Source organism: Paenibacillus sp. EB106-06-01-XG199, assembly GCF_058791575.1.
Genome location: NZ_JBYTDQ010000012.1, coordinates 1 through 14734, shown reverse-complemented (window position 1 = coordinate 14734; position 14734 = coordinate 1). Strand labels below are relative to the sequence as shown.

At 49.6% G+C, this 14734-nt stretch carries 12 protein-coding genes; 2 read left to right on the top strand and 10 right to left on the bottom strand.

Annotated features, from left to right (window positions below; all coding sequences use genetic code 11):
* Window positions 1-25: 25 nt before the first annotated feature.
* The 10 genes from AC3WT9_RS29625 to AC3WT9_RS29580 form a co-directional block, all read right to left on the bottom strand.
* Entirely contained in the window at window positions 26-2677 is a 2652-nt protein-coding gene (locus AC3WT9_RS29625; protein ID WP_341378052.1) for a molecular chaperone, read from the bottom strand.
* A 62-nt stretch (window positions 2678-2739) separates the two neighbouring features.
* Window positions 2740-3429 (bottom strand): iron-dependent peroxidase, encoded by a 690-nt coding sequence (locus AC3WT9_RS29620; protein WP_341378051.1) that lies wholly within the window; start codon window positions 3427-3429, stop codon window positions 2740-2742.
* A complete protein-coding gene (locus AC3WT9_RS29615) occupies window positions 3426-4718 on the bottom strand; it encodes a normocyte-binding protein (protein WP_341378050.1) in 1293 nt (430 codons plus the stop codon). The genes AC3WT9_RS29620 and AC3WT9_RS29615 overlap by 4 nt, the downstream gene beginning before the upstream one ends.
* Complete coding sequence (locus AC3WT9_RS29610; protein ID WP_492408495.1) at window positions 4715-6511, bottom strand: PP2C family protein-serine/threonine phosphatase; 1797 nt, start codon at window positions 6509-6511, stop codon at window positions 4715-4717. Before AC3WT9_RS29610 ends, AC3WT9_RS29615 begins: the two co-directional genes overlap by 4 nt.
* Before the next feature lie 61 nt (window positions 6512-6572).
* Window positions 6573-7442, bottom strand: a complete 870-nt coding sequence (locus AC3WT9_RS29605) for a PP2C family protein-serine/threonine phosphatase (protein ID WP_076110616.1) — start codon at window positions 7440-7442, stop codon at window positions 6573-6575.
* A complete protein-coding gene (locus tag AC3WT9_RS29600; protein WP_038589064.1) occupies window positions 7439-7972 on the bottom strand; it encodes an FHA domain-containing protein in 534 nt (177 codons plus the stop codon). Before AC3WT9_RS29600 ends, AC3WT9_RS29605 begins: the two co-directional genes overlap by 4 nt.
* Before the next feature lie 27 nt (window positions 7973-7999).
* Window positions 8000-8548 (bottom strand): FHA domain-containing protein, encoded by a 549-nt coding sequence (locus AC3WT9_RS29595; protein WP_341091520.1) that lies wholly within the window; start codon window positions 8546-8548, stop codon window positions 8000-8002.
* 48 nt (window positions 8549-8596) lie between these two features.
* Window positions 8597-9019, bottom strand: coding sequence for a J domain-containing protein (locus tag AC3WT9_RS29590; protein ID WP_341091518.1), 423 nt, complete (start codon window positions 9017-9019; stop codon window positions 8597-8599).
* 126 nt (window positions 9020-9145) lie between these two features.
* A complete protein-coding gene (locus tag AC3WT9_RS29585) occupies window positions 9146-9571 on the bottom strand; it encodes a hypothetical protein (RefSeq protein ID WP_038589056.1) in 426 nt (141 codons plus the stop codon).
* Window positions 9572-9692: 121 nt separating this feature from the next.
* Complete coding sequence (locus AC3WT9_RS29580; RefSeq protein WP_341091517.1) at window positions 9693-11861, bottom strand: transcriptional regulator; 2169 nt, start codon at window positions 11859-11861, stop codon at window positions 9693-9695.
* A gap of 393 nt (window positions 11862-12254) precedes the next feature.
* Here AC3WT9_RS29580 and AC3WT9_RS29575 point away from each other — a divergent pair, with 393 nt between their 5' ends.
* Window positions 12255-14288, top strand: coding sequence for a vWA domain-containing protein (locus AC3WT9_RS29575; protein ID WP_341378048.1), 2034 nt, complete (start codon window positions 12255-12257; stop codon window positions 14286-14288).
* Between the two features lie 228 nt (window positions 14289-14516).
* Window positions 14517-14734, top strand: a 218-nt coding sequence (locus AC3WT9_RS29570; protein WP_492408491.1) for a transposase, incomplete at its 3' end; no start/stop codon positions are given.

The following is a 14734-nucleotide window of genomic DNA, read 5'->3' as shown; positions in this document are numbered from 1 at the left end:
CGCTCCTTTCCCAGACTTGCCTTTTTTACTTCAGTCCATCAAAAAAGTCTAGTTCCGAGGATTCATTCTCATAGGCGAACAGTCTTTTGTGACCCAGCAGCAATTGCTCATCACGGCGGGCCACAGGCAGGACATGGAAACCCCAATGCGAATGATCCGCGAACACGAAGAACTTTGTCTCCCCGTTCATAATGGAATCCGTATCGTCCTGCGGAATCTTCGTACCAAAGCGGGACTGGATGTCCTCATAGACCACCTGCTCGTAATTCTCCTTACGATTGACGTATACACATTTCTGCCGCAGGGTCCCGTCGCTGCCGCTTACATACAGCTCGACCTCGGCCGTCTCGAACGGCCGGGAAATGCTGCCGGGCAGACCGTCACTCCGCTCGAGACTGTTAATCAATACCTTCTGCCGGAGGTTGTGGGAATACGCGCTGACCGTATAAGGAATGACCGCCGCCTCATGGGTGATTTCCGCCTGAATTGCCCCCGTCTTTCTGGCACTGAGATAGCGGATCGCTCCCCGCAGGCATGCCAGCTTCAGATCAGGAACACGGCCTTCCGCCGGTTTCTGGCGGAATTCTATACTGCGCCCAGGTACGAACTCCTTCAGCGCTTCCCGGAAGACATCAATCCGGCAGGACTGGCCCGTCAGCTTAATCATCGAATACTGGCCAAGCCTTCCCTCCCGGTAGAACTCCTCCAGGAACTTGCGGACCACATCATAAATATCCGCCTTGATGAGCTGGGTGATCTCCTTGATGTTAAAGACCACATCCGGAAATTCAAATTCATCACGGAGTTCGCCGTTCCGCACCACGGACAGGAACCAGCGCTCCATCGTGGTAATCTGCAAATCGCTGTCCTGTCCGTCCTCAATGGCGGAGTGGAATCGGTTGCGTAGCATGCCGGTCTTGCGGAAGAATTGCTGCTTCATCTCTTCAGCAATCTCCCAGAGGAAATGGAAATTTCCGCGGACCCGCAAATATTCGTCCCGTGAACGATGTTCCCGGTGGGCGTAGGCCGTAGGAATAATCTGCTCCGCCTCCAAATACCGGCGGTCGAGCTCCGCATATACACTCTGGACTCCCGCTTCATCGACCTGGCGGAACACATCTGCCCCCGGTGCTGCAATCAGGCTGTCAATATCGGTTGCGGCCCGCCGTCCGGAGTAATAATCCGCGAAGACAATCTTCATGAACTGCATAATTCTGTAAGTGATATTATTGCCGCCGAAATTGGTATCCCCATTCTCGTAGGTGGTGTGGATGTCCAGCTTGTAAGCAATCTGTCCGTCTTCCACAGTAAAGCGGCAGGAGGAAAGGTCGGTTGTGCCCCCGCCGCAATCAATTACCAGAGCTTGATACGGCACGCCCTCCATAAAGGCATTGCGTTCGATACCGTCGGCAATCGTGTTGTAGAGCACTGACATTCCTTCATCGAGGGAATGCTCGCTCTCAATTTCATATTCGGGCAGAATCTCGCTGAACATCTCAAGGAACTGGGCCTTCATCTTCACAGGAGCGGACAGATGCAGCCGTTTGAACCTGCATTTGAACTGGTGCTCCGCCGTCAGAATTACATGTTCAAGGTAGGCGCGCACAATATCCAGACGCGTCACTACAGCTGCATTGCCCTGGGCATCTACTACTTCCTCCTGTTTACTGTAATCGCTAATCCAACGCTTGATGCCGCGGAAGACACTGGCCCGGCTGCTATAGCCCCCCCTGCGCATGCTCTTCAGCGCTTCATATCCGAATTCGTACAGGATATTGCCGGGTTCCGAGCAATCAGCGATGCTGACTGCTGTCGGGAGCACTTCAATCCAGTCCGTATTCTTAAAGGTTGTATCCGGAAAAGTCACATAATTAATCTCCTCCAGGCGGACACGTCCGTTCAGCAGGTCCTGGCTGCTGGGTTCCTGAATATAGCCTCTATGCAAATAAGCACCCGCCGTCGTATTGGAGGTGCCAAAATCGATGGCAAGCACGGCTTGCGTCTGTTCCAGCTCACGGATGTCGAGATGGGCTAGCGGAATTTTGGTATATTGAATGTTAACAGGCGGCAGCGGCTTGTCTGAATAATAAATCTTGTACAAATACTCCGAGTCACGCTTGCGGAAAAACAATAGACTGTACTGGCGGTTCCTGCTTCTCTCCCATCTCGCTCCACTGTCGGCGGTTAAGTAGAAGGTGCCCGGCACGGCTTCATCCTGCTCCAGATTGAAAATCCCGCACAGCTCCATACTTTCGTTCACCAGCAGTACATTGGAGTCCGTAAGCCCTCCCGCTGCAGTAACGATATAGCGGTCCAGCCTGTCCACCTTAAGCCCTTCGTACAGAATCAGACGGGCGGGAACACTAATCCCGCCATCACTGCTTAGCGGCGAGGTCATATGGCGGTGGATCGCCTGCTGAATCCGTTCGAACCCGCCCTTATGCACACGGCCGATACACAGTACATCATCCGCTCCCAGAAATTTCAGGATAATCCGGATCAACTCTTCGCGGTCCGTCTGCGGACCCAGCCCTTCTACCATCCGTTCTTTGTAGCAAATGTTGCGAAGCTGAAAGGTCGTCATGTCCATAAGCTCTGCCCGCGTATATCGGGTGGTTCCCCGAATGCGTTCACGGCTCGCAGCGTCAGGATGCAACCTGTATGTATAACCGTTCATGTTCGTAACCTCCTAGGCGGCTGCTCCCGCAGCATCTGAATCTGCCCTCTCTTCTTGCTCCTTTAATACATGGCAATGCAATCCTGAACCATCGTGTGATCCACGTCGATAATGCCGAAATGGCGTTTCCAGTAAATCTCCGTTTCGAAGCGTACCGGTAAAAAAAGCTCCAAAATCAGTTCCAGCTTCTCCCTTGTCTCCGGGCGCTCTTCCTCACCAATGTAGAGCAGCAATTCGTCCTTATCCTCACAATTCGCATATAATGTGGAACGCGGGAACATCCGGACCAGCAGTTCCCGCAGAAGATGCACCGCTTCGCCGGTATCGAACAGCCGTAGAACATGCCCGGCGATGACTTCCTGCTCTTCCCGTCCAAACAGCTTCAGCCGCTGCCGAATCCGTTCTCCGAAGACTCCCTCCTGCATTTCCCGCAGTGTGAAGCGGATTTGATATTCCCGTTTGTTCATCCCCTGCATCAGGTCCAATTCAGCCAGGAAATGAATGATCAGATCGAATAAAGTCTCACGCAGTTCGGAATCCTCAGCGTTGTTAGGATCGAACAAGTCTCTGAAAATATCGTAAAAACGATAATACGGGTTCACCTCAACCTCCTGCTCCACAGCAGCCGCATTGAGATCGGTATGGCTCAGCTCCATATAAGGTGAATACACCTTCGCCGGAACAAAGTGAATGTCGCTCCTCTTCATTCCCGCCCGCCCCGACCGAACCAGCAGATCCCAAATATAGTTCATACCCAGGCTCCTTCACAGCGGTACTCCGGAAAGACCAGTTGAACTTCAGAGACGAGGAAGCTGAGCACATCGTCACTTAGATAGGATCCGGCAAGTGACCGATCCCTGGCCACAGCTCTGAACAGAAGGCGCATCCGGTACTTATCCGTCTGTACGCGGACCTGGTCGCTGACGAAGTTGTTCAGTTCATAAGTCAGCGGAATCTCCTGTCCCGGCGGCAGAATCTTGACATCCTCCAGTTCTACCTCCCGCGAAACCTCAAATGCCCCGGTCAAACGGGCAATGCCACCTTTGGACCGAACCGGACTGCCGGCCTGCCGGACATATCTGCCGATATACCCTTCTTGTCTGCGGTTCGACAAAAGAGGATAATGCATCCGGCCAATTCCAGAATTCATGGGCCTCGTCACCTTCAGCATGGTCCAGGAATCCGATTTATCCAGCGGAGATACAACTGTAATCTCTTCCTCCGAGCGTTTAATATAACGGATATTTGCTTCCTCGCCATCTACAAGATATCCGTGTTCTGTGCCTGTTCTTCTTAGCGGCAGCACATGCTCGTAATTCACCCGGTCAGCCGCCGGAACGGGAAAGCCGCCGATCTTCATCTCCATTCTCTGAATATTCCAGATCGGCACCAGATTCATATGTTTATACGGTTCCAATTCCTCCAACTGTATGGAAATCTGCTTCACCGTCTCCTGGTTGTCCCACTCCGAACCGCAGGATATCAGGATGCAGTCCATAAATTTGTAGGCATAAGGGATGTGGACTGTTTTCCACGGCAGGCTGTTTTTACGGAATATCCGGTACAGTTCTTCAATGCGTTCGGTGTACATTGAGCTCTGCTTCAGCCGGACTGTTATCTCATACCGGCCTCCGCTGGTGATCATCTCACCCTTGAACTGGCGCTTGCTCCGGGTAAGCGAGCGAATCTGTGAGGTATCGCACTGGAGGAACAGCGTACATAACTTCATTTCCTCCTGCTTCGATAAGGCAGCCGCAACTTCCGCCAGATTGATAAACTGCGGCTCTGAATCGCCTGGGACCATGGGGTACAGGAATTCATGCAGTGGATCAAGCTCTTCGCGGGGACAGAGTGACGCATACACATCATGCCGCACCTCCTCCGGCTCCAGTTCATTGAAGACGCGCTCCTCAATTTGCCGGTTCAGCGTCTCCTGATATTCCACCAGATTCAGAAATAAACCAGTCATTACATCCTTCAGCATCCGGCGCTGCTCCAGATCCTCCATCTTGTTCAGACGGTCACGAATGATATCTTTCATGGCTGCACCTCCTCTTCAGCGGATTTCTGGACCGTTTCCTCTTTTGGCAGCGCGGCATCTACGCCGCTGCCCGGTTCTGTGCCCGCTGCACCTTTTGCGGCACTTTCCTCTAAACCCTTACCAGCTTCATTATTACTTGAATTTCCTGTGATATTTCCGTTGTTATCTGTACTTTCATCTGGAGTCACCAGAGGCAAACCCATACTTCCCGTAAGGTCTGCAGTTCCGGCAGCATTCGGATCTACAGCAGGTACAGGCGGGTTCAATTTCTCTTCCAGCTTGGAGATCTTGCGTTCCATTGCCAGTACCCGTTCCAGCATATCAATACTCTGATAGACCTCTTGCGCCGCTGCGTAAGCATCGAGCGCCCCGCTGTAATCAGCGGCTTCATTGTAACGGTCGCCCTTTGCTTCCAGCTTATCGGCCTGGAGCTGACTTACTTGCCGCTCCACATCCGATTTTTTGGCTTCCGCCGTTTCCAGCTTGGTTGTAATTTCGGCAAGAGCCTCTTTATAAGCGTTCTCCGTGGCGGAGGACCGCGCCCGCAGGTACAGCGTAATGGCTCCGCTGGAGTCCCCGTTCTGGAATTTGAGATCTGCTTCCCGAAGCCAGTCCTGTACCTTCTGGAAGGCGTTCATCTGTCCCAGTCTGTCCTCAATCGCCTGCCGCTTGAAGATACTGTACGGCTCCGAAAGTTCCAGCGCTTTGGTATAGCTCGCTTTGGCTTTTACAATATCCCCCTCCTTGAGGTGGGCTTCGCCGTCAACCAGCTTTTGCGCAGCCGCCATTTTGTCTGTCAGCAGCTTTTTATGAATCCGGTCCTTGAGCTTGATCGAGTTGTTGCGGCCCAGACTATAGTCGGATACTGCCTTGCCATACTCCTGCTCTGTAACATACACGTCAGCACTCTGTTCATACTGGAGCATATCGGCAGCTAATTCGGCCTTCTTAGCCGCACTTTTGACCTTATAGAAGATCCCGGCGCCACCTACCAGAAGCACCGTCAATAGAATAATAAGAATGCGTTTGATCCATTTCTTGCGGTTCTTCGGCTCTTCCTGATAGGTCTTATTAGCGTAGATACATGCTGCCGTATAATTGTCTATCCGCATCCGCTGTTTGCTGAGCATGACTTCCTCAAGCGTATCCGCCAGCATGACCGGATCATTAGCCGCCTGGACAGAATCAATCATCTCCGCATCCTCGACAGCCTGCCACAACCCGGAGGTGCACATCACCAGCACATCGCCATCTGCCAGCGGAATCTTCCCGGAGACATAAGGCTTCAGCTTGCCCGGCATCCCGGCATATTGCAGCAGATTGCCACGCTCATCATTCGTATCGATCTTGTCCTCGGCAATTTGTCCTTCGTCTGCCATCTGCTGGGCAAGGCTGTGGTCCCGGCTTTTCAAGATCAGGCGCTCCCCGCGAAAATGATAAAGTCTCGCATTCCCGGCCGATGCCCATACCATCTTCGTATAATCCGTCACCACAATTAGTATACTGGCCTTCAGACGGACTCTTCGGCTCTCATAATGCAGCCACTCATGGGCAATCCGGATGTAATCGGTCAAACGCCGCCGGGAGAGGGTGGGTTTCTCCAAAAAGCTCTCCAGAATCGTCTGCACAATCATTTCGGCACTGTGAGCCTCTTCATCTGAATCCAATCCGTCGGCAATGATATAACAGGCCTTATCCTCCAGCTCAACGCACCCGAAAAAATCCCGGTTAGTCATAAAAGAACCCGATTCGGAGACGAAACTCATTAAAAAATCGCTGTTCTCCTTCCTCATGCGTATCCCCATTTCCCGTATTGATGATTTATGCTATGTACCCGGCGGGACATCTCCTGTTCTACCAACGCCTCTCCACAATAATGACTGTAGCGTTATCCTGATGTACAAGCCTTTTCTCCTCTATCAAATCAATCATGGCCTGAGCAGCATCATAGGGTGACAGCGGCCGGGACAGTATCGTCTCCATTTCCATTTCCGTGAGCGTGTTGTATACCCCGTCGCTGCACAGCATAATCTTGTCCCCCTTATACAGCTGAAAAGGTTCTTCTGCCAGCTCCATGCTCCTGAAATTCTCGGACCCGAGATAATTGACCAGAGTCTTGCGCTGCGGATTGCCTAGCGCCTCCGACTCGGTAATCTCACCGGACAGATACTGTTCCTGCAGTGTGTTCTCCAGCGTATGCTTATGGTTAACCGGAATCAGAATACCGCCGCGGTATACGAACAACAGGCTGTCCCCTACCGCCCCCCAGTAGAGCATACTACTGCGGATCAGCGCCGCTACCAGCGTGGTCCCTCCCTGCACTCCGTGCAACTGGTTCATGATCTCTCCATTGGCGTTCATTGCCGCATCACCGAAGAATTCCGGCGGATCGGGGAAGCGCTCCAGTTCCCGAAATTCTTTAACAAAAGTATGGACGGCCGCCGTACTGGCCACCCTTCCCCCGCTTAAACCGCTGATTCCATCCGCAAGCACAGCTAGCAATCCAAAAGGCATATTGACCGTCGCAAAATAGTCATCCTGCTCTTCACGCGCACCGATCGTCTGGCCGTTCCCGATTCCGTCCCCGGAACCGGTGCCAGCCTTCGGCATCTTTTGAATACGATGCCTGAACATAATCAGCGGCCAGATCAGCAATATCCAGACAACAATCATCCAGTATGGGGTCAATGCACTATCATCCAGCAGTTGCTTCAGCGTATTCATTGCTGCTGCTCCCATTCAAAGTGAACACCGCACAGGGGAACAAAAATAAACTTGCTTCGTCCCAGCTGAATAACATCATAAGCAGCCAGCTCTACCGGGGAATATACCGCCTCGTTATTGTGATAGGCAAGTCCGGAAGCATCACCGGGCAGCAAGTAGAAATTGCGTTTCTTCGGATCATAGACAATCACCGCATGATTGCGTCTGGAGATCGTATTGTCACCCAGAATGCGCACATGCATCTCTTCCGAGCGGCCGATAAAATTCTTCTCCGCCATAATCCGGTAGTCCTGTCCCATTTGTGCCCCTTCAATACAGACCAGCCAACCCGTCACCGGTTCAATTCCGGTAGCCTCTCCCAAATACGGCATCGTTCTGTCATCTTCGGAAGGACGGGACGCCATAGCAATGGCTGCTCCCTTGCTGCCGGACGGAGCCGGGCTCTCCACGGTAAGATTACAGTAAGGACACGTGTTGCCGTGTCTTCTTGTGCTGAACATATGTCCGTTAGCGCATCTTGTCAGACTCATTCGCTCTCATACCCCCGCATGTGTTGTTCATTTCACCAGAATCCTCGTGTTGGCAATATAAATTAAGTCCCCCGCCTCAAGCAGGCTGGGTTCCTCGATTTCCAATTTAACTGCTTTGCTCTGATTGCTTTTCCGTATACCCACACCGCTGGAGGATTCAATATCCTCTATGTACCATTTGCCGGATGCTTTGTTCAGCACAGCATGCTGGGCGCTGATCAGAGAAGCATAAGGTGTATCTGACAGATCTATATCCGCTTCACCGTGCCTTGAGCTTTTGCCGATCAGAACACTTGTCTCGCCTTCTATGTACCATTCCTTTACACTTTCACCGTCTTCACTCAGCAGCACCAGCTTTACAACCTTGCTGCCGGGTTTGACCTTATTCTGCACCTTGATCTTCTTGGGTCTTGTTCTGACTGCAATTATGACTACTGACAACAAAAGGATTGCTGCCGCAACCACCTGTGCCCCCCTAACCTTTGCAACCACAAATATGTAATAGAATATTACAGCCGAGATGGCTGTTATCAATAGATCCAGCACCAGGGTCCAGACCGACCTTCCTTGTTTCACTCCCATAACCTCCGCCTTACCGGGCTACGCCCCAGAATGACTGCCGGATCACTTCTTTCGGATTCCAAAATAGCGCTCAAACAGCTCCGATGACTCCATACTTTTTGCTGGCTCAGAGCGTTTGGGGATGCTCCGGTCACTCTCCTTTTTCGGCTGGAAACCAAAAAAACGTTCGAACTGCTCTTCCATATTTCCCGGATCAAAACTGACCCGCTCCTTGCCTGCGGATGGCTTCTCCGGCGGCTCTCCGGATGCCCGGGTTGTACGCGACTGCGACTGATAAGCCGTCCTTGACTCTTCATTACCTAGTACCTTATAGGCCTCATGAACCTGCTTAAACCGCTCGGCGGCCTGCGGATCTCCTCCGTTCGTATCGGGATGATACTTTTTGGCCAGCTTCCGGTAAGCTTGCTTCACTTCGGCGGATGATGCATTTGGGGCAATACCAAGCACTTCATAATAATCTGTCAAACGCCTCACCGCTTCCCGTTACGATTTAGAGATAAATAAACATTAAGAGGCGCATAAAGGCCCCTTAATGTTCTGAACATCAGGGCAGACACAGCCAGCCCGATGTCCCAGTCCGATTACCTAATATTAGGCCGAGAATCCGCCATCGATTTTGGTAAGTTCGGTTTTGTCTTTCTTTTGTTTGATGTACAGTGTGAACTCACCAACACCTTCGGTGTCCCCGTAACGTTCTGTGTAATCCACAACGAATGCGTTAGGGAAATGGATCTTGCGCACTACTTGGTCTGCTGCAATAACTTCAAGCGTTACTTTGCGGTAGCAGTCCGCTTTTTCAGCAGGAACAATAGACCAGAGCGCCAGCTTGATGGTGTCATCTGCATTATCGCCGTCAGTAGCCGTGATAATTTTACCAGTGATGCGCAGGGTTGCTCCAACATCGGTCGATCTTGCGTTTGAATCATCCGGAGTGTCCGTGTCGTACACAACAGAACGAATATTGTCCATTCCCAGTTCGATTGTTTCTGCACCTTCAACTTTTAAAATAAAACCCATAAATAAAAAACCTCCTCGAAAAATAGTGTTGAAATATGTATAAAGGCTAGCTCGGATGAACAAGCCTCTGATACCTTAATAAGTTCTGTAATATAATCTTTTATCGTTGTTATATGAATGTTTAAGCCTTAACAGTGCTGGTTCCCTTGGTTATCATGACCTCAAGATTCTTCACATTGCCGTTGAAGACCAGATCTATATGGCACAGGTTACTCTTCTCGTCGATAATATAGCTCATATCATCGCCTTCTTGAATGATCGAGTTAACCGATCCGCGTTTGCCCAACCAGCGGCTCTTCTGGCTGCTCGGATTGTTGCTGAAGAACTTCACTATGTTCTCATGCTTGAAATCTCCGGTCTGGAAGCGCAGGAAACGTTCGATATAGGTACTCACCTGTGTTTTGTAAATGGAATCATATCCGTCCTCTGACATAGCCATACTTCTCGATTTATATACGGTAATACGTTTGATATCCGTATCCTGAAGCTGTGCGTTCTCAGAGGAGAAAATAAATCCGAAGTTCTTGCGGTTAATGGAGTCCTTGATTGTATTCGTGAACCCCGAGATTTCCTTGGTCATCGTTGTTACGGAGCGCAGACTGTTGTCTCCCGCTTCGATATCGAAGCGTACTCCCGGAAATTCCCGGTTTACATTCTTAAAGTTGCTTCTCAGATATTCAGGACATTGATAAGCAGCTACAATACCAGCGGCAACATAAGCGGCTCCGATATAGACACCCTCGATCCAAAGCTTCAGAATGTCTTCTTTATCCTTGGACAATTCCACACCGTTCTCGGTCTGCAGCATTCTGCTGTCAATGATAACTCCGGACTTCTCCTTAGGAATCACCGTGAAATTCGGTGCACTCGGGATCGCAAATTCACTGTATTCCTTCCGTGTCAATCCTGCACATTTGTCAATGTACTTGTCGATTCCGGCAGTAGCCATACTGCTGAATGTAGTGTCCTCGCCGGACTCGAAGCTGAAGAACAACTGCACCTTGTAGTCCTTGATGACTTGGAGCAGCATTGTAAGTGATTCCATGCTGTTGCCATCCTGCTTGACCACTTTGTCGTTTCCGCGAAAACGTTCCCGGCTAACTTTGACCTTGCCGGTTGTCTCTAGCTCAACGGAAGGAACAATCCCGTACCAGATCGTATCGGAGAATTCATTTTTCGAGTTCACTGTGTTCAAATATGTCTCCAGCCGCGGGATATTGCTGCTCTTCACGAGCATATCCAGCTTGCTGTTGGCAATCAGCATCGAAGGCTGCATCCCTTTGTTTTTAACCGCATACTGGTCGAAGAACATCTTAACACCCAGTATTTTTTCCACTAACGGCTTAACCGTCTTGACGAAATCATCTTTGGCATTCTTATAGAATTCCAGGTATGTATTGTAATTCTGTACTTCCAGTGCGGCGTTGACTTCAGCCCGGACCGCCGGAAGCGGACAGAATGTGCGTACTACCAGGTCCTGCACATAAGTAGACGGAGATTCTGACAAAGAGCCGTAATCTTCAGCAAATACCTGTGTGAGGTCTGTATTCGTGCTTTCATCCAGAAGCATGAGGTCGGTACTGTCACTCTTGGGAGCCTCGATGATCTTCAGTTCACCGCTCTCGCCGATGGTAAGCTGGCCTACTTGAATCAATTCGGAAGATGTATCCTCCTGCGCCCGGCCGAGCAGCAGCCGAGTCTTGATATCCTCGATGGCCAGCGGCAGCATAGCCATGACATTGTTATAGTTGCGGCTGGCTTCCTCGAACATAATATTCAGTTTATCGCCGACATCCAGTTTTTTGGGATCTCCGTCATCCAGCTTGTCGTACTGGCCGTACATGTAGTGAATCTCTTTGCGGACCTGGCGGATATCATCCATAACCTTCTTTGGAGAGATCATGTCCAGCAAATTTTCAAATTTGAAATCAACATTCGTAATCCCTTGGCTTCTTTTCGTATCTATCAGTGTGAACAACATTCGCAGGAAGTCATTGCTCTGATCAATCTTAATCTCCGAAATGGTATCATCCGGAATGCCTTCAGGCTTCTTAAGCGTATACATTACTTTCTGGTTCGCCGCATTAAAAAAGGAGTAAATGCTCGGTGAAAACTTGTCGAGGAACTCATCAAAATTGTGCACAAGAAGATGCTCATTAATCTCTTTGATCTTATCGTCACTCAAGCTGTCGATACCTTTTACATCCCCGACGATGGTGATCAAATCGAGCTTTTCCGGGTTGATTTCCTCAAAAAGCAAGGTTCGGTTCGTTTGATTGATAATGTCCATTCAGGCAGCATCCCATGTTAAAAAAGGCTCATGAGGATGCCTTCCCCCCTCCATTATTTTCTGTTACCCGGCATGCATTCGTGAGTCTTTGGTTACACCATTCGACTAAATACTGCCATTTGAAGCGATAATTTTTAGATTCATGGGACCCATCTTAACCAGTAAAGATAATTTTTGTCAATATAAAGGCATATAGTTCCATTTAATCATTTTTATGACTAACTAGACTAAAAGGACTATTTTGTAATTTTTCCTTATTTTCCCTCAATGAGCCACCGATGATAACCTTATCCCAGCATTTTATGGAGCTGCATCAATAACTTTAGGCCTAAACAGATACAAGGGGGGATTCCGCAGCTTATGTACTTTAGATCACTCAGGAAAATTGTAGTAGTGATAATACTGATTTCAGGTTGCTTGGCAGGAAACGGCGGGACTTCCAGCTACGCATCATCCGGCAAGAACAATTCCGCTTCGGCAGGAGGTCTGGATGCCATGTTTGTGCTGGATGTCAGCTACTCCATGAATCAGACGGACAAGGACCGGATAGCCGATGAAGTTATCCGCATGTTCATGGATATGAGCGGGGGGCAAAAAACGAGGCTCGGCTTCGTGGCCTACAACGACCGGATCACCTCTTCTGTCCCGCTCACGGATATTACGTCTTCCGGCGCACGACAGCAATTACGGAGCAAGATCGACAGCTTGAAGCGGACTGGCTACACAGATCTTGGCCTTGGACTGCGGCGCGGCGCTGAACTGCTGGCGAAATCCCGGGCAAACGGTAGACAACCCTTCCTCATCCTTCTCTCCGACGGAGAGACCGATATTGGGAACAACTCCAGTAGACGGACTTTTGCTGATTCTGCAAATGATGTGGACAAAGTTATTAACATGGCCCGAAAGTCAGGATACCCGATTTACACCGTTGGCCTTAATAATGGAGGCAAGGTCAATTCAAGTGAATTGGAGCGGATCTCAAGTGAGACGGGCGGTACCTCTTTTATTACCGGAAGTGCAGACGATTTGCCTGAAATATTTAACCAGATCTTTGCCAGTCAGATTCAATCCGTACTTACATCCGTAGCAGCCGTTACAGCAAATGGCTCCCTTCAGGAAATCACAGTGGAGATTCCAAACTCCAGCATGGCTGACGCCAATATTATCATGTTGTCGGAGCATCCGGTAACGGAGGCCCAGCTCTATTACAAATCAAGCAATGTAAGCTTCATTCAATCGGATAAATACTCGCTGATGAAAATCGTCAAGCCGGTTAAAGGCAATTTCGTGCTGAAATTCCGCGGACATGCCGGTGATCTTGTCAAAATCAATCTGCTTGGAAATTACAATATGCGTGCCGAAGCCGCTATATCCGGCGGACAAAAGGTGCTCAAAGGACAAGCTACCGTCTTCGAGGCTGCACTATACGGAATAAACGACCGTTCTAAAGTTCAGGATACCGATATTTACAATCGGCTAAAAGCAGAACTGATCGTAACACCCAAAGAAGGCAAAGTTGAACGGATTCCACTAACCAATACGGGAAGCGGCTTTAAGGGCACCTACATATTTCCTAAATCAAATACATACCAATACCATATCCGTGTAGACGGTTCGGATTTCTACAGAGAAGGCAAGACTGCAGTCATCGAGATTAACAATCTGCCGCCGGTCGCTTTGAATAAATCCATTGATTTATCCAAGGATGACGGAGCTGTTAAGCTTGACTTAACCAGCTACTTCGAAGATCCTAATAAGGATTCGCTTACTTATACCGTGGATACAGAACAAGGAGATCGGAGCCTGGCTCAAGCAGACATCAAAGATGGACAACTCTTATTGTCTTCGCTGCATTCAGGAAAGTCCTATCTCTCAGTAACAGCCACAGATGATGAAGGCGCCAAAGTAACCGCCCGAATCCCTGTACATATCACTTCCATGGTGGAAAAGATGCTGCGTATTGGCGTACTCTCCGTACTGTTGCTGATCGCTGTTGGACTGCTGTACTGGTTCGTGCTGCGGCCAAAGCCAGTATTTCGCGGCAGACTGGAAGGTTATTTCCTAAGTACTGCAAGCGGTACGGATATTCCTGTGACCCACTGGCCGATGACCTCGTTTCAACAGCGCAGGATGAATCTGGCTGAATTGCTTAACATGATGGAGATCCGGGAACATGTTCCGGAAGCAGGGAATATCTGGTTCAAAGCCGGCAAGAATGAAACCTTGATCGTCCGGCATGATTCCCGCTGCACCGTCGTACATGGGCGAACCCCTGTGGAGCGTGGCAAGCAGGAAGTCCTTGAATACAACGACCGGCTCTATATTACGTTCGAAGATGGTCTGACGGAGATTGAGATTCGTTATAAGGCCATTAAGCCAAAAACTAATATTTATGTAGGCCAGCAGAGGGATTCGGAAGTTATATAAGCTGTGGAGAATAACCGGGGATTCCGTGCGAGAGCTGCTTCCAGGCAAAAGAAAAGTGACCCTCAAGTCAGGATCACTACCGGTTACCGTATGGGACAACCTTTAGAGGTTGTCCTCAGGCTGTCGAGAAAGTCTCGACAGCCTTATTTATATGTAAATAATTTAAGACGACACCGCGTTAATGTTGTATAATATAGGTAACTATTTATAGAACGGATGGTGTTTGGTATGTTGCGGTCCAACCGAGAAAAACAGCAAGCCTACGAGTTTGTTTCAATCGAAGATTTAGTGCCACAAGACCATTTGCTGCGCAAAGTAGATAAATATATCGATTTTTCCTTTATCGATGAAATAGTTCGACCGTTATACTGTGCAGATAATGGTCGTCCTGCCATTGATCCTGTCGTCTTATTTAAAATGATTTTTCTCGGTTACTTTTACGGTAT